We start from the raw sequence: 21,757 nt of genomic DNA, 5'->3' as shown, positions 1-21,757 counted from the left end.
GGCGCTATGCGAAGTCCGGCCCGAGGGAGATGAGGGCCTCGATCTCCGCGAACGTGGCGCTGTCCAGTTCGAGGTCTCCCGCCTTCGCGTTGTCCTGCGCGTGGCGCCGGTCCCGGCTCCCCGCGATGGCGGCCGTGACCCCAGGCTGGTGCCACACCCAAGCCAGCGCGACCTGCGCCACGGTCGCGCCGAGCCGCTCCGCGATGGGCCGGAGGCCGTCCACCACGGCCAGGCTCCGCTCGATCCTGCCCGGCGCGAACAGGCGGTCGTACAGGTCGCTGGACCCGTTGCCGCTCCGCCAGTCCCGGGGATCGAACGTGGTCTCCGTGGTGATGGCGCCGGTCAGCAGGCCGAAGGCGAGCGGCCCGTATGCGACCACGCCGATCCCGCGATCGCCGCACCACCGGATGAGCTCCCGGTTGTCCAGGTGCAGCAGGGAGAAGTGCGGCTGGAGCGAGTCCACGTGGCGGACGGACATGAACCGCTCGATGTCCTCGCGGCCGTAGTTCGACACCCCGATGAACTTGACCAGGCCCTCCTCCACCAGGGCGGCCATCCCGGCCCAGGTCTCCTCCAGCGGGACGCCGGTGCCGTCCGGCCAGTGCAGCTGGTACAGGTCGATCCAATCGGTCCCCAGGCGCTTCAGGCTGGCCAGGCAGCCCTCCCGGACCTCCTCGGCCCGGAATCCGCTCCCGCTCGGCTCGGGGCCGACCTTGGTGGCTACGAAGACGTCGTCGCGCCGTCCCACCAGGGCCCGGCCGACCAGCTCCTCGGACTTGCCCCGCCCGTACACCTCGGCCGTGTCGATCCAGCTCATGCCGGCGTCGAGGCCGGTGCGGATGGCGGCGATGACCTCGTCCTCCGGCGGATTCGGCCCCCACATGTCGCCGCCGGCCTCCCAGGCCCCGAAGCCGATCACCGAGATCTCCGGTCCCTGCGAGCCGAGCCTGTGCATCTTCATGGAGCTCCTCCCGTGTCGCTCACGGTGCGCGTTCGCCGGATCCGGAGGCGGCGGCGTGGGCCGGCCTCCGGAAGCGATACCATCGTTGCAGATGGGGGCTCTGCCCGCCGACCGGGGGGCTTGGCCCGCTGAACGAGAAGGAGCCATGGCGCCCAAGGCAGTCGAGGAACGCGAGCGCGTCGTCGTCCGCTTCGCCGGTGACTCCGGCGACGGGATGCAGCTCACCGGCGACCGCTTCACCACCGCCACCGCCATGGTGGGCAACGACCTGGCCACCCTGCCCGACTTCCCGGCCGAGATCCGGGCTCCCGCCGGCACGCTGGCCGGCGTGTCCGCCTTCCAGATCCACTTCTCGTCCACCGACATCCTCACGCCGGGCGACCGCCCGAACGTGCTGGTGGCCATGAACCCCGCCGCCCTCAAGGTGAACGCGGGGAGCCTGGAGAAGGGCGGCACGCTGATCGTCAACGAGGACGCCTTCGTGGAGCGGAACCTGGAGAAGGCCGGGTACGCGGCCAATCCCCTGGAGGACGGCACCCTGGACAGCTACCAGCTGTTCCGCGTCCCCATGACCTCCATCACCGTGCGCGCCACCGAGGGCCTCGAGATCACCAAGAAGGACGCCGAGCGGTCCAAGAACTTCTTCGCCCTCGGGCTGATCTCGTGGATGTTCGGCCGTCCCACCGACGTGACGATCAAGTGGATCGAGGAGAAGTTCGCCTCCAAGCAGGAGATCCGCGACGCCAACATGGCCGCGTTCAAGGCCGGCTACAACTTCGGCGAGACCACCGAGGTCTTCGCCCACAGCTACGAGGTCAAGCCGTTCCCGGCCAGGCCGGGCGTGTACCGCAACGTCTCCGGGGCGAGCGCGCTGGCGTGGGGGCTCATCGCGGCCAGCGTGAAGAGCGGGCTGCCCCTGTTCTACGCGAGCTACCCGATCACGCCGGCCTCGGAGCTCCTGCACGAGCTGTCCCGGCGCAAGAACTTCGGCGTGCGCACCCTCCAGGCGGAGGACGAGATCGCCGCGGCGGGGGCCGCGGTGGGCGCCGCGTTCGGGGGAGCGCTCGGCGTCACCGGGACCAGCGGCCCCGGCCTGGACCTGAAGTCGGAGATGATGGGGCTGGCGGTGACCCTGGAGCTGCCCATGATCGTGGTGGACGTCCAGCGGGCCGGGCCCTCCACCGGGATGCCCACCAAGACCGAGGCGTCGGACCTGCTGGCGGCGATGTACGGGCGCCACGGCGAGTCGCCGCTGCCGATCGTGGCCGCGGCCACTCCCTCGGACTGCTTCGACACCGCGATCGAGGCGGCCCGCCTGGCCATCACCTACCGCACGCCGGTGATCGTGCTGTCGGACACCTTCCTGGGGAACTCCTCCGAGCCGTGGCTGCTCCCCGACATCGACGCCATCCCGGAGATCGACCCCAACTTCACCACCGAGCCGAACCAGGACGGCGAGTTCATGCCGTACCTGCGGGACGAGAAGCTGGCCCGCCCGTGGGCGGTCCCGGGGACGCCGGGCCTGGAGCACCGCATCGGCGGCCTGGAGAAGGAGGACGTCACCGGCAACATCTCCTACGACCCCCTCAACCACGAGCGGATGACGGAGGTGCGGGCGGCCAAGATCGCCGGGATCGCCGGCGACATCCCGCCGCTGGAGGTGGACCACGAGGAGGGAGCCGAGCTGCTGGTGCTGGGATGGGGCTCCACATACGGGGCCATCCGGGCGGCCGTGCGGCGGGTCCGGGCGCGGGGCCAAAAGGTGGCCTCGGCGCACCTGCGCCACCTCAACCCCCTTCCCAGGAACACCGGGGACGTGCTCCGTTCGTACGGGAAGGTCCTGGTGCCGGAGATGAACACGGGCCAGCTGGTGCGGATCGTGCGGGCGGAGTTCATGGTCCCGGCGGATGGGTTCAACAAGGTCCAAGGACTCCCCATCGTGCCCGAAGAGCTGGAGAACGAGATCCTGCGGAGGATCCAGTGAGCGACGGCGGCAACGGCCAGGCGAACGGTCACGGCAACGGCCAGGCCGTCACGGGTCCGCTGGCGTTCTCGAAGAGGGACTTCACCAGCGACCAGGAGGTCCGGTGGTGTCCCGGGTGCGGGGACTACGCCATCCTCGCCGCGGTGCAGTCGTTCATGCCGGAGCTGGGGGTCCCGCCGCACAGGACGGTGTTCGTGTCCGGGATCGGATGCTCCGGGCGGTTCGTGTACTACATGGACACGTACGGGGTCCACGGGATCCACGGCCGGGCCCCCGCCATCGCCACGGGCCTGGCCACCTCCCGGCCGGACCTGTCGATCTGGGTCATCACCGGCGACGGCGACGGCCTGTCCATCGGGGGCAACCACCTGATCCACGCCCTCCGGCGGAACGTGAACCTCAAGATCCTGCTGTTCAACAACCAGATCTACGGGCTGACCAAGGGGCAGTACTCGCCGACCAGCGAGGAGGGGAAGGTCACCAAGTCCACGCCCTTCGGGTCGCTGGACCACCCGTTCAACCCGGTGGCGCTGGCCCTGGGGGCGGAGGCCACCTTCGTGGCCCGGACCATCGACAACGACCGGCAGCACCTCACCTCGGTGCTGCGGGCGGCCTCGCAGCACCAGGGAGCCGCGTTCGTCGAGATCTACCAGAACTGCAACGTGTTCAACGACGGGGCGTTCGACGCCGTGCGGGACAAGCAGCACGGCGCCCAGCACAACCAGATCCGCCTGGAGGACGGCCAGCCGGTGGTGTTCGACGACGGCCGCCGCTGCGTGGCGATCGGGGAGAACGGCCGCCTGGAGATCGGGGAGGCCGAGTCGACCCCGTCCGAGCGCATCGTCGTCCACGACGCCCACCGCGAGGACCCCACCCTGGCCTTCCAGCTGGCCCACCTGTCACGCCGGCCCACCCAGCCCACCTGCATCGGGGTGTTCCGGGACACCGCCCGGCCGGTGTACGGCGAGGCCATGGACGCCCAGATCGAGCAGGCCACGGCCAAGCTCGGGGCCGGCGACCTGACCCGGCTGTTGCACTCCGGGGACACCTGGACGGTCAAGTAGCCGTTTAGCTCGCTTCGCTCGCGAACTCGCTCCGGCTGCGCTCGGTCTCCCTCGCTAACGCTCGCTCGCCTCGACTCCGCCTCCGCTCGACAAGCAACTGCCAAACCATCACGTCCCGGCGGTGTCGGCGGCTGCCGCGAGGGCCCGGGGCCCACCGCTCCCGGAACGCGAGCGGGGGACGCTGGGCGGTCCCTGAGGCTCCGCACCGCGTTCCTCCGCGGTCCCCCCACCGCCCCCGCGGCACCGCCTGCAAGCGATCCATTCGGCGTTCGTGCGTGGCCGTCTCGCGGCAACCGGGCGTGGCCGGGAACGCGGAGCGCGTTCGACAGGTCTGATTGCCTGTGCAATGCTCGGGGAAAGTTCGCCATATCCGGAAAGCCCGCTTGGATTGGGGGTCGATATGGATTCGACAGTTACACTCCGTACCTTCCGCAATCGCCCGACGGTGCTTGCCTCGGCGCTGCTGTTGGCAACGGCCATGTTCGTCGTCTTGCTGGCCGGCCCAGCAAGCGCGTCAGTCACGGTGACCTTTTCCGGTGGGGTGCTCACTGTGACGACATCGGCAGGCGAAAACGTTGCCGTCACTTGCTCGGGTGGGGGCAAGGTCCAGGTCAACGGACTCAACGCGCCGGGGGATCCCGACTGTACCGCCGTTACGGCGATTCACGTCACGGGTGACGGAGGTGACCAGACGCTCGATCTGAGCGGGGTAACGGCCGCCGCCTTCACGAATGCCGGCCTCAACGGCCATATCACCGTCGACGGCGCAGCCGGCGCTGACACCATCACGGGCAGCGACCTCGACGACACACTGACCGGCGGCTCCGGGATTGACATCATCGCGGGCGGTCCTGGGAACGACACGCTGATCGGCGGCGCCGGGGGTGACACCCTCACCGGAGGCGGCGGTACAGACACCGCGGATTACTCTGGCTCGCCTGCCGGAGTGACGGTCACGGTGAATGCTGCCTCGGGCAACACTGGTGGAGACGCTGCGGGTGACTCCTTGGCGGGGATCGAGAACCTCACTGGGTCGGCCTTCGCCGACATCCTCACGGGCGACAGCGGCCCGAATGCCCTCACTGGCGGCGACGGCAACGACGTGCTGGCCGGGCTAGCAGGGGCAGACGCTCTCACCGGCGGTAACGGGACCGACACCGCCGACTACTCCGCCTCGCCTGCTGCGGTCACGGTCACGGTGAACGCGACCACCGGCAACGCAGGCGGTGACGCCGCGGGCGACACGCTGGCTGGCATGGAGAATCTGATCGGATCGGCGTTCAACGACATCCTGACCGGCGATACGGGCCCGAATGTGATCACAGGTGGACTGGGTGACGACACCGAGAGCGGCGGGGACGGTGACGACACCTTCCTGGAGGGAACCGCAGCCAACGGGAAGGACGTGCTGAACGGTGACGCGGGCACGGACACCGCCAACTACTCCAACCGGACGGCGAACCTGACCATCACGCTGGACGGCCAGCCCAACGATGGCGAGGGGACGGAGGGCGACAACGTCGGGGGAACCGGCAACACGGTCGAGAACGTGATCGCGGGGTCGGGGAACGACACGCTTGCCGGCAACGTCAACGGCAACGCGCTCACCGGCGGTCCCGGGAACGACACGGTGGACTACTCGGCCGCTCCAAGCCCGGGCGTGAAGGTCAACCTGGCCATCACCACGCCCCAGAACACCGTTGGCTCCGGCGTGGACACACTGGTCACCGTGGAGAACCTGATCGGCTCGGCGTTCGGGGACATCCTCACCGGCGACAACGGCCCGAACGTGCTCACGGGGGGCCTTGGCAACGACACGTTGGACGGAGGGCTCGGGGCCGACGTCCTGCACGGCGGGGACGGGATCGACACCGCGACGTACGCCAGCCGTGTGAACGCAGTGAGCGTGACCCTCGACGGGCTCGCGAACGACGGCGAGTCGGGCGAGGGCGACAACGTCGAGCCCGACGTCGAGAACGTCACCGGAGGGAACGCGAACGACGTCCTGACCGGGAACGCCGTGGCGAACATCCTGCGGGGAACCGGTGGGGACGACACCCTTCGCGGCAAGGGCGGCGACGACAGGATCGTCGGAGGGCGCGGCCAGGACTTCCTGAAGGGCGGGCCGGGCAACGACACGCTGCTGGGCCTGGCAGACAACGACACCTTGATCGGCGGAATCAACGACGACGTCCTTCGAGGCGGCGGCGGGAACGACCTCCTGAAGGGTGGCCCGGGCAACGACACGTTGTTCGGCGGCCCCGGGGACGACACGTGCCTCCAGGGGAGTGGCTCCGGCAGCCTGCACTCGTGCTGAGCCGGCCGCGGTAGGAAGGAAGCGCGTGGCGGGTCGGTCCCAACCGGAACCGGCCCGCCACCTGCGTTCTTTCTTGACTTATGTCGGGTATCTAACGGATGATGCCGACACGGTCGTAGGAGGAAGCGAACGGGATCCGCCTGACCGACCCCGGTGCTCCCCAGCCTCCCACGCCCCCATATCGGCTTCGGCATACGGGGGGGATGGCACATGAAGCTCCAGCGCCCGGTCCAGCGGTTCGTCGTGGTCCTCGTGGGCATGGCCGCGATCCTGTTGCAGGGCGGCGTATCGCTGGCCGCGCCCCCGTCGGCCGACCTCAAGGTGACCAAGAGTGGCCCGGCCACGGCCACCGCCGGCACCGACATCTCCTACACCATCACGGTGAAGAACCTCGGTCCGGACACGGCCACCGCACCCACCCTCACGGACCCACTTCCCCCCAGCACGACCTTCGTGTCGGTGACGGCCGCCGGGTGGACCTGTACCCACCCCGGTGTGGGAGGGACGGGAACGGTCAGCTGCACCCGCAACGCCGACATGGCCAACGGGGACACCGACACCATCACGCTGGTCGTCCACGTGATCTCCACCCCCACCACCTGTTCCCTCAAGAACACCGCTTCGGTCGACTCGACCACGTCTGATCCGGACAACACCAACAACTCGGACAGCGCGACCCCCACCCTGGGGAGCTGCGCCGACGTTTCCGTGACGAAGACGGACACGCCGGACCCGGTCACGGCCGGGGCGAACCTGACCTACACGATCACGGTCAAGAACAACGGGCCCAACGCGGCGACCGGGGTCTCGCTGACCGACACGCTCCCGCCCGACACGACCTTTGTGTCCCTGACCTGTCCCGCCGGATGGACCTGCGCCACGCCGGCCGTGGGCGGGACCGGCACGGTCACCGCGACCAACCCCAGCGTGCCCAATGGCGCCTCGGCGACGTTCACGCTGGTGGTCAAGGTGAGCCTGACGCCCACCAAGTGCACCATCACCAACACGGCCAAGGTGACCACGACCAACATCGACCCGAACTCCGCCAACGACCTCAACGCGACGACGACGGACATCACCGCCTGCGCGGACCTCTCCATCACGAAGACCGACGCGCCCGATCCGGTGACTGCCGGGAACGTCCTCACCTACACCATCACGGTGAAGAACAACGGCCCGAAGACGGCCACCGCCGTCTCGGTGACGGACACCCTTCCCACGGGCACGAAGTTCGTCTCGGTGACCTGTCCCGCCACCTGGACCTGCTCTGCCCCGCCGGTGGGCGCGGCCGGCACCGTGACCGCGACCAACCCCAGCCTGGCCAGCGGGGTGTCGGTCGTCTTCACGCTGGTGGTGAAGGTGGACCCCTCCGTCCTCGCCGGGAGCACCATCAGCAACACGGTCAAGGTGACGGCGGGAACTCCGGCGGCTCCGTCGCCGGATCCGGTCACCACCAACAACAGCGCCACTCAGACGACTCTGGTCGTCGCCACCACCGACGTCTCGGTGACCAAGGACGCGTTCCCCGATCCGGTCGTCCGAGGCTCCCAGCTGACCTATGAGATCAAGGTCACCGACTTCGGGCCCAGCAGCGCGGCCAACGTGACCCTGACCGACGTCCTTCCCGTCCACACCACCTTCCGTTCGCTCTCGGCTCCCTCCGGGTGGTCGTGCAACCGGCCGTCCGTGGGGACGAGGGGCACCGTGACCTGCTCGAAGAACTTCTTGGCCCCCTCCGAGGTCGACTCGTTCTTCCTGGTGGTGAACGTGACCTCCTCCACCAAGAACGGCGCGGTGGTGCGCAACACGGTCTCGGTGGCCTCGTCCACGACCGAGACCAACACGGGCAACAACCAGGCGTCGACACTGACCTCCGTGAAGGCCTGCCCGATCACCGGCACCTCCGGGAACGACCACCTGGTCGGGACTCCGGGGAACGACCTCATCTGCGGTCTCGGGGGCAACGACTTCATCAACGGGAGGGGCGGCAACGACACCATCCTGGGAGGGAACGGCAACGACACGCTGCTCGGGAAGCGGGGCTTCGACACGCTGAAGGGCGGCAACGGCAACGACTTCCTGAAGGGCGGCCCCGGCAACGACACCATGTTCGGGGGGCCGGGCGACGACACCTGCATCCAGGGCAAGGGCTCGGGCAGCAAGCATTCCTGCTGAGGCGGCGCCGGCGCCCACCCGTGGGCGCCGAACCGCTCGCTCGGAGCCGGCCGCGGGCCGCCTGAAGCGGACTGGGTAGACTGGCCGGCAATGCCGCAGCAACAGGTGCACGCCCACACGTCCCATGACGGCCTCGTCTCGGTGGAGGAGGCCCGCGAACGCATCCTGTCGCGCATCCAGCCACTCGCCCCCATCGAGCTTCCGCTCCAGGAGGCGTTTGGCTGCGTGCTGGCCGAGGACGTGGTGGCGGACGTCAACCTCCCCGAGTTCTCCTCCTCGGCCATGGACGGCTTCGCCGTGCGCTCGGCCGACGTGGCCGGGGCCTTGCCGGACGCACCGGTCGAGCTCCGGGTGGCCGGCCGGGCCCGGATCGGGCATCGCCCGGAGGGCACCGTCGGAAGGGGCGAAGCCATCCGGATCGACACCGGCGCCCCCATCCCCGCCGGCGCGGACTGCGTGGTGCCGATCGAGGACACCCTGGCTGCGGGCGACGTGGTCCGGGTCCTCCGGGAGTCCGCGGAAGGGAGGCACATCCGGCCGGCCGGCGAGGACGTCCGGGCGGGGCAGCTCCTCGTTCCCAAGGGACGGCGGCTGTCGGCGGCCGAGCTTGGGCTGCTGGCCGCCTCCGGGCACGCCCACGCACCGGCCCACCCCCGCCCGCGCATCGTGGTCATCTCCACCGGCGACGAGCTGGTCGAGCCGTGGCAGCCCGCCGGGTTCGGCCAGGTCCGCGACGCCAACTCGTTCACCATCCTGGGCGCGCTGAAAGAGGCCGGCGCGGTCCCGTACCTCGCCGGGATCGTCCGCGACGACGTCGACCAGCTCAAGGAGACCATGCTCGGCTACGTGGTCCGGGCCGACGCGTTCATCTCCTCGGGGGGCGTGTCGGTGGGGGAGCGCGACGTGGTGAAGCGGGCGTTCTTCCGCCGCGGCGAGGTCGACTTCTTCCGGACCGCCATGCAGCCGGGGATGCCCCAGGCCTTCGGGGTCATCGAGGGCAAGCCCTACTTCGGGCTTCCCGGGAACCCCGTCTCGGTGTTCGTGTCCTTCGAGGTGTTGATCCGCCCGGCCATCCTCAAGATGATGGGCCGCCAGGACCTGTTCCGGCCGGAGGTCACGGCCACGCTGGCGGGGGAGGTCTCCGGGCCCAAGGAGAAGCTCCAGTTCGCCCGGGTCCGGGTCCGTCGGGGCCCGGACGGATGGGTCGCCGAGCCCACCGGATCGGCCCACTCCAACCTGATCTCCACCGTGGCCAGGGCGAACGGGCTGGCCATGATCCCCCCGGGCGTGGAGACGGCGCACGCGGGCGAGCGGTACCGGGTCATGCTGTTCCGCTCGCTGGAGGAGTGAGCGTGGCGACGGCGTCGTCCCCGTCGGAGGACGTGGCCCGCATCGTCGAGGTGGGAGCCAAGGAGGTCACTGAGCGCGAGGCCGTGGCCGAGTGCACGATCACCATGACCCGGGAGGCGGTGGCGCAGCTGGTGGCCGGGACCCCGAAGGGCGATCCCCTGGAGGCGGCCCGCATCGCCGGGATCATGGCCGTGAAGCGGACCCCCGACCTCCTGCCGTTCTGCCACCCCATCGCGGTCACGGGAGCGGAGGTGGTGGTGGAGCCGGCGCTCCAGGACGGGCGGATCCGGGTCCAGGCCACGGTCCGGGCGCGAGACCGCACCGGGGTGGAGATGGAGGCCCTCACCGCAAGCGCCATCGCCGCGCTCTCGCTGTACGACACGGCCAAGGCGTACGACCGGGGGGCCGTCATCTCGGGCCTCCGGCTGCTGTCGAAGCGGGGCGGGAAGAGCGGCGAGTACCGGGCCACCTGAGATCTCCGTAGGCCGTTCGGAGCGGGTGCAACGACCGAGCGGGCCATTTGGCGCCTTCCCCGAAAAAATTACACGGATGATATTTCCAATCCCCACATGTTGTGTTAGCGTGCCATTCCAGCCCACATCTTGTGGCCGAACCGGGAACGGTCGGGAGGGGGCTGGTCAGATGGGTTGGCTTTTGCTCATCGGGTTGGGCATAGTCTGGGCCGCATTCCTTTTCCCCCAGAAGCGAGGCCGTACGTCGACGTTCGCGATCGAGGAGTTCAACAGGGACATGGGCCGGCTGGCAGACACGGAGCGATCAGGCGGGCGGTGGATCGTCGCCCCCCGCAAGGACGTCCATTTCATGGGGGGCGAGGAGCGAGCCCGGTGCCGGACCATCGCCCGCCGCCGCCGCTTCTTCATCGTGCTCCTGGAAGCCCTCGGCCTGACCTTCCTGATGGGGCTGTTCCCGCCCCTGCGGGGGATGTGGATCGCCACGGCGCTCATCGCGGCGCTGCTGGCGGCGTACGTGTGGGTCCTGGTGCAGGCCAAGCAGGAGGAAGCGCGCGGTCCGGTGGCCAGGGAAGCGTCTGCGGGCGAATCGGCCGGGGCGGAATCGTCCGGTCGGGAGCCCGTGCTCGAACCCGTCCCGGCGAGGACGCGAGAGCGCAGCTGGACGGGGCCGGTTCCCCACGGCGACTACGGCAAGCTGGCTGAGGACGACCTGGTGCACGTGGTGGTGTACCGCTCCGGCGAGCTCCAGACCGCCGACGCGTAGCGCCGTAGCCCTCGCGCTCCCAAGCTGGAACAATCCGCCGCAGTGAACCTCGACCCGCTGGCCCGGCAGTTCCAGGAACGCTTCGACGCCAAGTCGGCGGCCAGGGAGCGGGCCCTGGTGGCGGCCCGCCGGGCCATCCGGTCCTCGGCGAACGCCATCCGCGCCATCCATCGCCTGGACCGCGAGACCGCCCACCGGCTGATGGACGAGGCCCGGGCCGCCATCGAGGACGGGGTGGGGGCAGTCCGGGACCATCCCGACGTGGCCTTCGCCGGGTTCCTCCAGGACGCCCAGAAGGAGTACGTGGAGGCCCGCATCACGGAGGCCGTCATCGACGACGGCGAGTTCCCCACCCCGGACGAGCTCGGGGTCCAACTCGCCCCCTACCTGAACGGGATGGCCGAGGCGGTCGGTGAGGCCCGCCGCCACATCTTGGACCTGCTCCGCAAGGGCGAGGTGGCCAGGAGCGAGGCCATGCTCCGGTCGATGGAGGACATCTACTCGGTGCTCGTTTCGATGGACTATCCGGACGCCATCACCGGCAACCTCCGCCGGAGCACGGACGTGGCCCGCAGCATCATGGAGAAGACCCGGGGCGACCTGTCCATGTCCATCGTGCAGCGGGACCTCCGCGACGCCCTGGAACGCCACGCCCGCCAGTTCGGCGGCGGGGACCCCGGCGCGCGGGCCTGATCCCGCCGGCCCGGGGACCCGCTACACGATCCGGAGCTTTGCCAGCAGCGCGTCCGCCGCCGCCCGGTCGCCCTCGACGCGGAGCGCCCCTTCGGCCTCGAGGTCGGCGAACGTCCCCCGCCCGGCGGCCGTCACCACGAACCGGGTTCCGTTCACGCTGACGCGGCTTCCCGCCTGCTCGGCCGGCTCGTCCAGCACGCTCCGGGCGCCGAGGTCGAACACCCATGGTCGAAGCGGGACCCCTTCCAGCTCCACCGCCACGGTCCCTCGGCAATCGACCTCCGGAAGCGTCGCCGACGGGATCGTCGCAAGCACGAACCCGGCGATGGGGGCGAGGTCCGCTTCCTCCTCCGGCATGGCCAGGGCCCGCCGGATGTCCTGCCGGTGCACCCACTCGTCGAACGGCCGGGCCCACAGCAGCAGCCCGGCCCGCCCCCGCCCGTACATGGTTCGCATGGGCATGCGGTACACGGCGCCGGGGACCGTGCGGGCCAGCCGGCGGAACCGGCGTCCCCATCGCTCCAGGGCCAGCAGGAGCTCGGTCGGCGGACGGTCTGCCCATTTCACCACCTGCCGGTCGTTCCACCGCTCCAGCTTGTCGGTGGATCGCATGACCTGGAGCGCGAGGGTGCCGTTGACGGCGGCCCTGTCCGTGGTGATCAGGTGTGCGACGACCTCCCGGACCCGCCATCCCGGAAGGTCCGTGTCCAGGTCCCACTGGGCGAGCTCCAGGGAACGCAGCAGCGCGAGCGTTCGATCCCGCTCCGCCCCGATGGCCCGGACGACCTCGGCTTTGTCGACGTCCGTGGGCACGGCTAGGCCGTCCCAGACGGAGGTCGCAAGGCGTCCATTGCCTCATGCTACGCGCGGCGAAGGAGCCCCGGGACCCTCTGCTACGCTAGCCCGACCAGGGGGTGTAGCTCAGACCGGTAGAGCGCTGCCTTCGCACGGCAGAGGTCGGCGGTTCGAATCCGCTCACCTCCACTGGAGAACTCCCTGGTCAGGGGCGCGGCCATTGAGCCCGACCGGCCCCCGCGAACGCTCTTCCACACCGTGTCCACAGGGGCCCAGCTATGTCCGATTGTTTCTCTCTGGACGACGTGATCTCCGTCTACCGTGACGACCAGGCCGTCCCCCCGGCGTCCTCGTCGACATCAGCCCGTTGCAGATCAGGTTTCATCTGCGTTGGGTCCAGCGCATGACCCGTCGGCTGTACGACGCTCTGATGCCCGCCACCATACAGCCGATCCCTTGCTTTGCATGCGCGCAACTCACCGAGACCTACCGAGGCTGTTACGTGTGCCACGGACAGGGCAAGTTCGGATCACGCGACGAGGAGCTGCGCCACTTGCTGTGGACCAAGCTCGTCCGCGCACGTGGCACCGCTTCCCCGGGTGAGGCGCGCGAGGTGATCTATCACCTCCCGGGTGGCGGACAGGCCGACGAGATCTGGTTGGTCCGCAACGAGCTGGACGGCTGGACCGTGATGTTCGCGAGCGACTACTAACCCGGAGGCGTGCCCCTTTGGGCGGAGGATGTCAGAGGGCCCGGTTAGCATGAAGACCATGGCGGACAACCAGGCTGCGCAGGCTCGCGTGGAGCGCCCAGCGCGTGCTCTCATCGGATGGCTGGACCGGGCGGAGGCGCTGCTGTTCATGAACTCGCGCCGCGCCGACGTAGCCGCCACCCCGGAGCAGGAAGCACAGGTCGATGCTGCTCGGGCTGCCGTCGGCGGACGCTCGCCGGGTGTGGATCAGGCAGGGGTTGTCGAGGACGCCTCGCCCGAGCTCGGCGATCACCTGGAGCAGCTGCGGAACTACCCACCTGCTGCCGAACTGTTCAATCAGGGGTGGCGGCTGGCCCTCGTTGATATCTCCCGCGTCCGCGCCGCCCAGCCCATCGTTCACGTCGACCACGCCGAGGAACGCACTGCTCCGGCCTCCGCGTCCGATCCCGCCTCGATCGCCGCCATCACTGTTCCGATTGCGACGCCGACGGACCTGCCGGGGGGCTTTGATCCAACGCAGAAGGCGTGGGTGTTGACGTCCGCCAACCCCAACCTCCGGATCACGGGGGCGTGGTCCGGGCAGGTGAACGGCCAGACGGGCCTCGGATTTCATGTCGCGCTCCTCCCGTCGTTCGTCCGCGTGGCCAACTTCCAGGGTCGGTTCATCCTGGTCGATGGATACCATCGGGCCTTCGGGCTGCTGCGGTGAGGCATAGGGCGCATCCCGGCTCTGGTCGGCGATGTCGCGACCGTCGAGGCCCTGGGACTTCCCCCTGCGGGGATGCTGCCCCAGGATGCCTATCTCGGGGAGCGCCCCGCGCTCATCCGCGACTACCTTGATGACACTGTCGCGGTGGACGTGCGAGTGCCCGCGACCCAGAAAGTGATCGTGATAACTGGCCTGGAGTTCCAGGCCAGTAGCTGATCCTTGCCCGGCGCGTTTTGCGCGCGCAGCAGCGAATCAGCGGCCGGTCATGTCGGGTTCTGTGGTCGGCGTCACAGACACAGACGTCGGGTATGCGAGCCAGTCGAATAGTTCGTTGGACGTCGCATGGGTTCACGGTCCTATGGGCGACATTGGGATCATCTTGAAGGTTGGCTACTACGCGATCGACGACCTCATGCTCCTGCGATCGATGCTCGGAACCTTCGAACTGGTGACGCAGGTCTAACCCTGCCGGAGTCCGAGGGTGTTCCCGTCCGGGTCGCGGAACCACGCGCTACGCGCAGGGCCGAGTTGGGCGATGTGGCCCGTCGTCATGAGCGGCCCTTCAGCGTAGTCGATGAACTCGACGCCCTTGGCCTCGAGGTCGCTGACCGTGGCCTCGATGTCCGTCACCTCGAAATGGGCAAGTGTGTGTTCCGTGACGATCGGGGGGCGCTTGAAGGTCGAGAGTTCGCTGCGGTCTCCGCAGCGGAAGCGGACCGAGGCGGGGTTCTCCCAGAGGAAGGTCAAGCCAAGCGTCCCGCCATAGAAGGCTTTGGCCCGCTCGAGGTCCGTGACCGGTACCGTTGGCACGACCATCGTTGCGCCGATCATCGTCAACCTCCCTGTCGATCCCATCGTCTGCTCGCCACCGTGCGGTTCAGCTCCCGGCTCGCGCCAGGAGCTGGCTGACCGGTTCCGCGGCCAGGAACCGTTGGGCACGTTCCGGTGAGAGGCCCGCGGCCACCTCGCGAACGATGGCCGATGCGTCGCGGAACGCTTCCTCGGCCCGGTCGTCGTCCCCCGTCGCATAGAGGGCCTCGGACAGCGCCGCCCGCGATTGCCACCGGCCGGGTGGGCCGCCCAGGCGGTCGGCCACGTCGACGGCGAGCCGAAGCTGCTCGAACGCGTCGTCCGGCCGTCCGTTCTGGAGCAGGGCGCGGCCCAACACAATCCGCCCGAACCCCTCGTACTTCAGCCGCTTGACCGGCCGGGCCGCTTCGATCGCCTTCGTCGCCCACTCCGCCGCGGCGTCCGGCCCCTCGGCTCGGAGGGCAAGCTCGGCCCGAGCGGCCAGCAGGCGTCCCGAGACAAGCCACCGCGACCACGCCTTCGCGTTCATGGCCTCCTCGAACGCACCCGGCCACGCCTCGAGGGCCCGTCCGAAATCGCCCAGCAGGATGTCCGTTTGAATGGCGTCGGCGAGGGCGTTGACGCGGGGCATGCTGAACCCCTTCCATCCCGACTGCTCGAGCGACTCCTCGGTCCGCCGCCGCGCCTCCTCGAGGTCGAACAGGTCGCGGAGGGCCATCGTCGAGTAGTTGAGGATCACCCGCACCGGGCGGCCCATCTCCCTCCCGCGCGCGACCGTCTCGTCGAACAGGGCGAACGCCTCCTCGTAGCGGCCCATCGCGGCGAGGGACATGGCCTCGAAACCGGCGCCGCGCAGCAGGTGCTCGGCACCTCGCGGGTCCTCGCTCATCCCGCGGGCCATCCGGCACATCCGGGCGGCCTGTTCGTACTGGCCCAGCCAGTAGTGGACGTCCCCCAGGAGGTTCGCGTGCTCGGCGAGGTCCGTCGGACGCGTGTCGGGCGGCCAGAGCTCGAGCGCACGGTGGCCGAACTCGATGGCGCGCTCCAGGCTTCCTTCCTCGCCCCGCATGCCGTGGGCATCACTGAGCCGGGCCAGGGCGGGAGCGACCAGGTCGTGGGCCTCCAGCCGTTCGGCCAGGTCGACGGCCTGGCGAGCGAGCGCCATCGTCTCGTCGGCCTGCTCGGTCCAGGAGCACGCAGTGCTGCGGGCCAGGATGGCCTCGAGCTGCTCGCGCCCCTCGAGCTTCGGGATGAGGTCCGCAAGCTCGGCGTCGGCTGCCTGGAAGTCCTCGAGCCGGACGCGGGCGAGGCCCCGAAGGAAGTGGATACGCGTCCGGGTGTCCTCGTCCCCGGCCAGCTCGAGCGCCCGCTCGTAGAGCTCGACGACCTCGTCCAGCGCCCATGCCTGCCGGGCCCGGTCGGCTGCGACCAGGAGATACTCGATGGCCCGGCGGGGCTCGCCCGCCTCGCTCCAGTGGTGGGCGAGCAGCCACGCGAGGTCGGGGACGTGCTCCTTGGCCGACCCCTCGATGTACCGGGCGATCGCGGCGTGACGCTTGCGGCGCGTGGCGCGCGGAAGGGTGCCGTACGCGACGTCCCGGATGAGGATGTGCTTGAACGTGAACTCGGCGTCGCCCGCGACCTGGCTGGTGGGTTCCCGGCGGACGAAGTCGCGCGACTCCAGGGCGTCGAGCGCGGCGTCGACGGCCGTCAACGACCCGAGCGTCTCGAGCGCTCCACGCCAGAACGTCTTGCCGATCACCGAGGCGTCGAGGAGCGCGGCGCGTGGATCCGGTGGGAGCGCGTCGATGCGGGCGGCGATGGCCGCGCGGACGGTGGTGGGGAGCTCGTCCTTGGCGAACGGCCCCTCGATCAGCGATGACGTCAGCTCCTCGACGAACAAGGGGTTGCCCTCGGCCACACCCACCAGCCGCTCGATGGCGGCCTCCATGCCAGTGGCCTCGGCCAGCAGGTGGGAGGCGATGGTCGCCGCGTCCGACGCCGAGAGCGGCTCGAGGGTGATCGTGGTCTGCGCGCCCAGGCCGCTGCCCCAGGTCGGACGATGATCCAGCAGCTCCGGGCGCGCCACCGCGACGAACAGCACCGGCGTATCGCGCACGTGGGAGGCGAGGTAGTCCACGAGGTCCAGCAGGCTCGGCCCGGCCCAATGGATGTCCTCGAACAGGACCAGCGTCGGCTGGTCCAGGCCGAGGCTCTCCACGAACCGCCTCGCGGCGTAGAAGAGCAGCACCCGCTCGTCCGTCGACCCCTCGGCTCCCAGGCCCAGCAGCAGGGAGAGGTACCGGGGGACGTCGCCCGATTCGGCCTCCGGCAGGAAACGGCCCAGTGCGCCGACGAGCTTCTCTTGCGCGACGTCCGGCGGGTCGCTTTCCAGCATCCCGGCGACCTGGCGCACCTGCTGGCCGAACGCGCCGTACGCGGCTCGCTCCTCGTAGGGGAGGCAGCGGCCCCGGAGCACCCGGCCACCGTTGGCCGCCACCGATGAGGCGAACTCGCCGTGCAGGCGCGACTTGCCGATGCCCGGCGGCCCGATCATGGTGACCAGGTGGGGCCGGCGCTCACCGACCGCCCGTTCCCACAGCGACGCGAGCAGGGACATCTCCCGGTCCCGTCCCACCATCGGGGCCTTCCCCACCGGCCGCTCGGCCGGAGCGACGAGGGGCTCCACGGCCAGCCACGCCGGAACCGGGTCGCGCTTCCCCTTCGCGTCCACGGCCGGGAACTCCTCGTAGCGGATCGTGGCCCGGGTGGCCCGGTAGGTCGCCTCACCCACGATGAGGCGTCCGGGTGGAGCGGCTCCCTGAAGGCGCGAGGCTGTGTTCACGACGTCCCCCATCGCGAGCGCCTCGCCCGAGCGGCTGTCGGTGCCGACCGCGACGACGGCGTCGCCGGTGTTGACCGCGGCCCGGGCCTGGAGCTCGAGCTGCGGATCGTCCCGGTTCAGGTCCTCGATGCTATCGAGGACGCGGAAGCCCGCGCGGACCGCTCGTTCCGCATCGTCGCCGTGGGCCAGGGGAGCACCGAAGACGGCCATGACGGCGTCGCCGATGAACTTCTCGACCACCCCGCCGTACTGTTCGATGTCCTCCTTGGCACGCGTGTGGTAGCGCTCGAGCGTGTCCCGCACGTCCTCGGGATCGGTCTGATCCGAACGCGACGTGAACCCCACCAGGTCGACGAACAGGACGGAGACGAGCTTGCGCTCCTGCCGAGCGGCCTGCGGGGCCTCGCCGAGCGGCGCCCCGCAGTTCAGGCAGAAGCGGGCCCGTTCAGGATTGTCCTCGCCGCACTGCGCACACGCGGCCACGGCAGCAGTGTACGGGCGAGCGGTCCCCCCTGAGAAGGTTCAAAGCGGGGCTCCGCGACGAGCCGCCGACCGAACGTCCGGGAACTCACTTGACACGCACCCGTCGAGGGCAGTAGATTACCAATCGGTTACTTAACGGAGAGGTTGAATGAGCACGACGACCGAGCAGCTGGACCGGACCTTCGGGGCCCTCGCGGATCCCACGCGGCGGGCCATCCTGGCAAGGCTGGCGTCGGGGGAGGCTTCCGTCACCGAGCTGGCGGAGCCCTTCGAGATGAGCATGCCGGCGGTCTCGAAGCATCTGAAGGTGCTCGAGCGGGCGGGGCTGATCGCACGGGGCCGGGAGCGGCAGTGGCGGCCCGCCCGGCTCGAGGCCGGGCCGCTCAAGGAGGTCGCCGAGTGGACCGAGCAGTACCGCCATTTCTGGGAGGAGAGCTACGACCGGCTGGACGAGTACCTGGACGAGCTCCAGGGTCGAGGAAAGGAGAAGGACGATGGGCGCAAGCGGTAGCAACAAGCTCACGGTGACGACGCCGTCGGACCGGGAGATCGTCACGACCCGGGTCTTCGACGCGCCGCGCGACCTGGTGTTCGAGGCGCACAGCTCATGCGAGCACATGTCGCACTGGTGGGGCCCGAGGCGCTACGAGATCGCCAGCTGCGAGATGGACTTCCGAGAGGGCGGGAAGTGGCGGATCGTGCACCGCGGGGCCGACGGCGAGATCCCCGGATTCCGTGGCGAGTTCCGCGAGATCGTCCGCCCCGAGCGCATCACCTGGACGTTCGAGTGGGAGGGCGTGCCCGGCCACGTCTCCGTCCAGACCGCGACCTTCGAGGAACAGGACGGCAAGACCACGCTCACGGCCACCGCGGTCTTCGACACGGTCGAGGACCGTGACGGGATGCTCCAGTCGGGCATGGAAGAGGGCGGGGCCGAGACCTATGACCGCCTCGACGAGTACCTCGAGGTCCTCAAGGGGGGCGCGGAGGGCTGACCGACCCCGGCTACCCCGCCACCGAAGCTGATACTCTCTATGTATCAGCCACGGATGCCCTTCCGGGTCCCCGGTCTCGACCTGATAGATCTGCCGAGTCTGTTTTCTCCCGGCCTCGAGTTCGCCAGAGCGTCCCTTGCAGAAAGGGGCCGAGATGCTCGGACTCGAAGACCCGACCATCCGGACGGTGCCATCGGCACCCGGCGGCATCGAGCTCCAACCGCTTCGTGAGCCCGAGGCGCTCGAGCTGGCTTCCTCCTATGTCTCGTCCTCCGGTGTCACGGTGATGACCTCGGCGGAGCTCTCCAAGCCTGGATACGAGGCCGCGCCGCCCGTGCCGGCGCTCGACAAGTTCGGCGACATGGTCTCTCACAGCACCCAGCGGTTCGTGCTGGGTGGGAGCAACGAGGCGTACCGGATCTGGAGGTTCCAGTCACCGCAGCCCCCCGTCGAGTTCCCCGTGACGGCCGCCGGCTGGAGCCTGGCCTGGAAGACCTTCCGGGAGCTCGAGGCCCAGAGGGCCTGACGGCGCTCGGGTGCAGGGGGCCCCGCCATCGCTGGACAGGTCGGCGGGCTTCCCGTTCCGCTACACTCCTAGTGAGGGTTCCGCACGCAGTTCGCTACGAGCAGTTCTCTCACCCGGCGATCCAGCCGGAGGCCGACGGACAGCATGCAGGTCCGTGCGGGCCATGGAAGGGAGGGAATTGCAGTGGCAACTGGAACCGTGAAGTGGTTCAGCCCCGAGAAGGGCTTCGGCTTCATCACCCAGGAGAACGGCCCCGACGTGTTCGTGCACTTCAGCGCGATCGCAGGCGAGGGCTACAAGAACCTGGAGGAGAACCAGCGGGTGGAGTTCGACGTGACCCAGGGACCGAAGGGTCCTCAGGCCAGCAACGTTCGGGCCATCGCCTAAGGGCGGCCCACCGCTAGTCGACGAGGGACCGTCGCGCGGGAGCGCGGCGGTCTCTTGCGTTGCGGCACCCTGCACTCATAAGCGCCCATCCCGTACTCGCTTATCGCCGGCAACGCGGCGATGATCACCCCGGTCCACGCTAGTCTTACGGGGAACTCCGGAAAACCGAGTCGCTCGTTTCTCGGGTGCCAGCACACCAGGAGGTGTGAAGATGAAGGCGTTCGCCATCGAGGAATTCGGGAAGCCCGGATCGGTACGCGACATCGCCGTTCCCGAGCCCGGTGAAGGACAGGTCCGGGTCCGGGTCGCCGCGGCCGGCTTGAACCCCTTCGACGTGGCGGTGATCAACGGCTACCTGAAGGACCGGATGGAACATCGATTCCCGCTGGTGCCCGGCGCGGACGCTTCGGGGACCGTGGATGCCGTCGGCCAGGGCGTGGAGGCGTGGACGGTGGGAGACGATGTCTTCGGCTCCGTCGGCAAGATGTATCTCGGAGAGGGCACCCTGGCGGAGTTCGCCACGATGTCCGCGGCCACCGTGGCCCGCAAGCCGCCGTCGCTGGACCACGCCGCCGCTGCCGCGGTTCCCGTCGCCGGCGTCACCGCCCTGAACACGGCCGACGCCCTGGCCATCGGGACCGGGCAGACGGTCGTCGCCGTCGGCGCGACCGGCGGGGTGGGGAGCTTCTTCGTCCAGTTGGCGGCACGACGGGGGGGTCGAGTGGTGGCGGTGTGCCGCGGCGAGAACGCCGACTACGCCCGCCGCCTCGGCGCCGCCGACGTCATCGACTACACGGCCGGCGACGTGGTCGACGCGATTCGATCCATGTTCCCTGGCGGCGTCGACGGGCTGGCCGACATGCACGGCGACCGGGAGGTCGTTGCCAGGCTCGCCGAGCTGGTGCGGGACGGAGGCCGCGTGGCGTCCGTGGTGGGAGCGGCCGACCCGGAGGCGCTGGCACGTCGCGGGATCGAGGCGACGAACGTGGCGGGCCACGTGACGACCGCCTCGCTCCAAGCCCTGGCCGGACTGCTGGAAGCGGGCGAGATCGCCATGCCCGAAATCCACCCGTTCGCGCTGGAGGATGCGGCGGACGCCTTGGTGGCCGTGGGCACCGGGCACACCCGCGGCAAGGTCGTGGTCACCCTCGCCTGACCGACCGGCCCGGGAGCGTGGGCGAGGCAGAAGGGAGTTGCGTGGAGCTTCGAAACATCGAGCTGAGCGACCTGCCGCTCTACGAGGCCATCCATTGCGACCCGGCGATGATGGAGCACCTGGGCGGTCCGCTTCCCAGAGAGGGCCTGGCCGAGAAGCTGCGGAGGGACGTGGCCTCGACCGAAGCGGGCGAGACGTGGATCTTCGTGATCATCCCGGACCACGATGCCCGAGCCCCGGCGGGAACGGTGGTCATGTGGGAGCACGACTGGAACGGCCGGCCCATCACCGAGATCGGGTGGATGGTGCTCCCTCGGTTCCAGGGAAGGGGCCTGGGCACAGAAGCGGTGCGCTCCATCCTCGACCGGGCCCGGTCGGAGGGTCGGTGGGACGTCGTCCACGCCTTCCCCCCGGTCAGCAATCCCCGCTCCAACGCGATGTGCCGGAAGTTCGGGTTCTCCTGGATCGAGGAGGCCGATTTCCAGCTCCGCGACCGGACCCTCCGGTGCAATCACTGGCGGGTCGACCTTCGGTCGGCCGCCCAGGGCGGCTAGATAGC

The 21,757-nt window shown here is 69.7% G+C and carries 20 protein-coding genes and 1 tRNA gene; 17 read left to right on the top strand and 4 right to left on the bottom strand.

Annotation, left to right across the window (positions count from 1 at the left end):
- Positions 1 to 4: 4 nt before the first annotated feature.
- Complete coding sequence (locus tag M3Q23_16495; GenBank protein ID MDP9343654.1) at positions 5 to 961, bottom strand: aldo/keto reductase; 957 nt, start codon at positions 959 to 961, stop codon at positions 5 to 7.
- Positions 962 to 1,106: 145 nt separating this feature from the next.
- Between M3Q23_16495 and M3Q23_16490 the strand changes: the two genes are divergently transcribed.
- From M3Q23_16490 to M3Q23_16455, 8 genes are all read left to right on the top strand, one after another.
- Entirely contained in the window at positions 1,107 to 2,945 is a 1,839-nt protein-coding gene (locus M3Q23_16490; GenBank protein MDP9343653.1) for a 2-oxoacid:acceptor oxidoreductase subunit alpha, read from the top strand.
- A 59-nt stretch (positions 2,946 to 3,004) separates the two neighbouring features.
- The gene (locus M3Q23_16485) at positions 3,005 to 4,009 is read left to right on the top strand and encodes a 2-oxoacid:ferredoxin oxidoreductase subunit beta (GenBank protein MDP9343652.1); all 1,005 of its coding nucleotides are present in this window, start codon (positions 3,005 to 3,007) and stop codon (positions 4,007 to 4,009) included.
- Positions 4,010 to 4,280: 271 nt separating this feature from the next.
- Positions 4,281 to 6,326 carry a hypothetical protein gene (locus tag M3Q23_16480; GenBank protein ID MDP9343651.1) on the top strand — a complete coding sequence of 682 codons (2,046 nt, stop codon included), beginning with the start codon at positions 4,281 to 4,283 and terminating at the stop codon, positions 6,324 to 6,326.
- 210 nt (positions 6,327 to 6,536) lie between these two features.
- Complete coding sequence (locus tag M3Q23_16475) at positions 6,537 to 8,501, top strand: hypothetical protein (GenBank protein MDP9343650.1); 1,965 nt, start codon at positions 6,537 to 6,539, stop codon at positions 8,499 to 8,501.
- 90 nt (positions 8,502 to 8,591) lie between these two features.
- On the top strand, positions 8,592 to 9,851 hold the full coding sequence (locus tag M3Q23_16470; GenBank protein ID MDP9343649.1) for a molybdopterin molybdotransferase MoeA: 1,260 nt from the start codon (positions 8,592 to 8,594) through the stop codon (positions 9,849 to 9,851).
- A 2-nt stretch (positions 9,852 to 9,853) separates the two neighbouring features.
- Positions 9,854 to 10,324, top strand: a complete 471-nt coding sequence (gene moaC / locus M3Q23_16465) for a cyclic pyranopterin monophosphate synthase MoaC (protein ID MDP9343648.1) — start codon at positions 9,854 to 9,856, stop codon at positions 10,322 to 10,324.
- A 277-nt stretch (positions 10,325 to 10,601) separates the two neighbouring features.
- Positions 10,602 to 11,087 (top strand): hypothetical protein, encoded by a 486-nt coding sequence (locus M3Q23_16460; GenBank protein ID MDP9343647.1) that lies wholly within the window; start codon positions 10,602 to 10,604, stop codon positions 11,085 to 11,087.
- Between the two features lie 42 nt (positions 11,088 to 11,129).
- Positions 11,130 to 11,780, top strand: a complete 651-nt coding sequence (locus M3Q23_16455; GenBank protein MDP9343646.1) for a haloacid dehalogenase — start codon at positions 11,130 to 11,132, stop codon at positions 11,778 to 11,780.
- A 21-nt stretch (positions 11,781 to 11,801) separates the two neighbouring features.
- Here the strand turns inward: M3Q23_16455 and M3Q23_16450 are convergent, their stop codons facing one another.
- Positions 11,802 to 12,593 carry a maleylpyruvate isomerase family mycothiol-dependent enzyme gene (locus tag M3Q23_16450; GenBank protein MDP9343645.1) on the bottom strand — a complete coding sequence of 264 codons (792 nt, stop codon included), beginning with the start codon at positions 12,591 to 12,593 and terminating at the stop codon, positions 11,802 to 11,804.
- Positions 12,594 to 12,690: 97 nt separating this feature from the next.
- Here M3Q23_16450 and M3Q23_16445 point away from each other — a divergent pair.
- From M3Q23_16445 to M3Q23_16435, 3 genes are all read left to right on the top strand, one after another.
- Positions 12,691 to 12,764, top strand: a tRNA-Ala gene (locus M3Q23_16445).
- A 241-nt stretch (positions 12,765 to 13,005) separates the two neighbouring features.
- Positions 13,006 to 13,287: a hypothetical protein gene (locus M3Q23_16440; protein MDP9343644.1), complete on the top strand. Its 282-nt coding sequence runs from the start codon at positions 13,006 to 13,008 to the stop codon at positions 13,285 to 13,287.
- A gap of 58 nt (positions 13,288 to 13,345) precedes the next feature.
- The gene (locus tag M3Q23_16435) at positions 13,346 to 13,996 is read left to right on the top strand and encodes a hypothetical protein (GenBank protein MDP9343643.1); all 651 of its coding nucleotides are present in this window, start codon (positions 13,346 to 13,348) and stop codon (positions 13,994 to 13,996) included.
- A 459-nt stretch (positions 13,997 to 14,455) separates the two neighbouring features.
- Here the strand turns inward: M3Q23_16435 and M3Q23_16430 are convergent, their stop codons facing one another.
- Together M3Q23_16430 and M3Q23_16425 are read right to left on the bottom strand one after the other, a co-directional pair.
- Entirely contained in the window at positions 14,456 to 14,827 is a 372-nt protein-coding gene (locus M3Q23_16430; GenBank protein MDP9343642.1) for a VOC family protein, read from the bottom strand.
- A gap of 46 nt (positions 14,828 to 14,873) precedes the next feature.
- Positions 14,874 to 18,134, bottom strand: a complete 3,261-nt coding sequence (locus M3Q23_16425) for an AAA family ATPase (GenBank protein MDP9343641.1) — start codon at positions 18,132 to 18,134, stop codon at positions 14,874 to 14,876.
- Between the two features lie 148 nt (positions 18,135 to 18,282).
- Here M3Q23_16425 and M3Q23_16420 point away from each other — a divergent pair, with 148 nt between their 5' ends.
- The 6 genes from M3Q23_16420 to M3Q23_16395 all read left to right on the top strand — a co-directional run bounded on the left by M3Q23_16420 (position 18,283) and on the right by M3Q23_16395 (position 21,752).
- Positions 18,283 to 18,645, top strand: coding sequence for a metalloregulator ArsR/SmtB family transcription factor (locus M3Q23_16420; protein MDP9343640.1), 363 nt, complete (start codon positions 18,283 to 18,285; stop codon positions 18,643 to 18,645).
- On the top strand, positions 18,629 to 19,129 hold the full coding sequence (locus tag M3Q23_16415; GenBank protein MDP9343639.1) for an SRPBCC family protein: 501 nt from the start codon (positions 18,629 to 18,631) through the stop codon (positions 19,127 to 19,129). Before M3Q23_16420 ends, M3Q23_16415 begins: the two co-directional genes overlap by 17 nt.
- Positions 19,130 to 19,316: 187 nt before the next feature.
- A complete protein-coding gene (locus M3Q23_16410; protein MDP9343638.1) occupies positions 19,317 to 19,655 on the top strand; it encodes a hypothetical protein in 339 nt (112 codons plus the stop codon).
- A 183-nt stretch (positions 19,656 to 19,838) separates the two neighbouring features.
- A complete protein-coding gene (locus tag M3Q23_16405; GenBank protein ID MDP9343637.1) occupies positions 19,839 to 20,042 on the top strand; it encodes a cold-shock protein in 204 nt (67 codons plus the stop codon).
- Between the two features lie 211 nt (positions 20,043 to 20,253).
- On the top strand, positions 20,254 to 21,198 hold the full coding sequence (locus M3Q23_16400) for an NADP-dependent oxidoreductase (protein ID MDP9343636.1): 945 nt from the start codon (positions 20,254 to 20,256) through the stop codon (positions 21,196 to 21,198).
- Positions 21,199 to 21,239: 41 nt separating this feature from the next.
- Complete coding sequence (locus M3Q23_16395) at positions 21,240 to 21,752, top strand: GNAT family N-acetyltransferase (GenBank protein MDP9343635.1); 513 nt, start codon at positions 21,240 to 21,242, stop codon at positions 21,750 to 21,752.
- Positions 21,753 to 21,757 lie beyond the last annotated feature (5 nt).

This window comes from Actinomycetota bacterium, assembly GCA_030774015.1.
GTDB lineage: Bacteria > Actinomycetota > UBA4738 > UBA4738 > JACQTL01 > JALYLZ01.
This window is presented reverse-complemented; position numbering and strand designations above follow the sequence as displayed.

Coding starts and splice junctions, on each gene's coding strand:
- M3Q23_16460 (MDP9343647.1), top strand. CDS start 10,602: ATGGGCCGGCTGGCAGACACGGAGCGATCAGGCGGGCGGTGGATCGTC.
- M3Q23_16400 (MDP9343636.1), top strand. CDS start 20,254: ATGAAGGCGTTCGCCATCGAGGAATTCGGGAAGCCCGGATCGGTACGC.
- M3Q23_16495 (MDP9343654.1), bottom strand. CDS start 961: ATGAAGATGCACAGGCTCGGCTCGCAGGGACCGGAGATCTCGGTGATC.
- M3Q23_16470 (MDP9343649.1), top strand. CDS start 8,592: ATGCCGCAGCAACAGGTGCACGCCCACACGTCCCATGACGGCCTCGTC.
- M3Q23_16430 (MDP9343642.1), bottom strand. CDS start 14,827: ATGATCGGCGCAACGATGGTCGTGCCAACGGTACCGGTCACGGACCTC.
- M3Q23_16415 (MDP9343639.1), top strand. CDS start 18,629: ATGGGCGCAAGCGGTAGCAACAAGCTCACGGTGACGACGCCGTCGGAC.
- M3Q23_16440 (MDP9343644.1), top strand. CDS start 13,006: ATGCCCGCCACCATACAGCCGATCCCTTGCTTTGCATGCGCGCAACTC.
- M3Q23_16490 (MDP9343653.1), top strand. CDS start 1,107: ATGGCGCCCAAGGCAGTCGAGGAACGCGAGCGCGTCGTCGTCCGCTTC.
- M3Q23_16435 (MDP9343643.1), top strand. CDS start 13,346: ATGGCGGACAACCAGGCTGCGCAGGCTCGCGTGGAGCGCCCAGCGCGT.
- M3Q23_16420 (MDP9343640.1), top strand. CDS start 18,283: ATGAGCACGACGACCGAGCAGCTGGACCGGACCTTCGGGGCCCTCGCG.
- M3Q23_16475 (MDP9343650.1), top strand. CDS start 6,537: ATGAAGCTCCAGCGCCCGGTCCAGCGGTTCGTCGTGGTCCTCGTGGGC.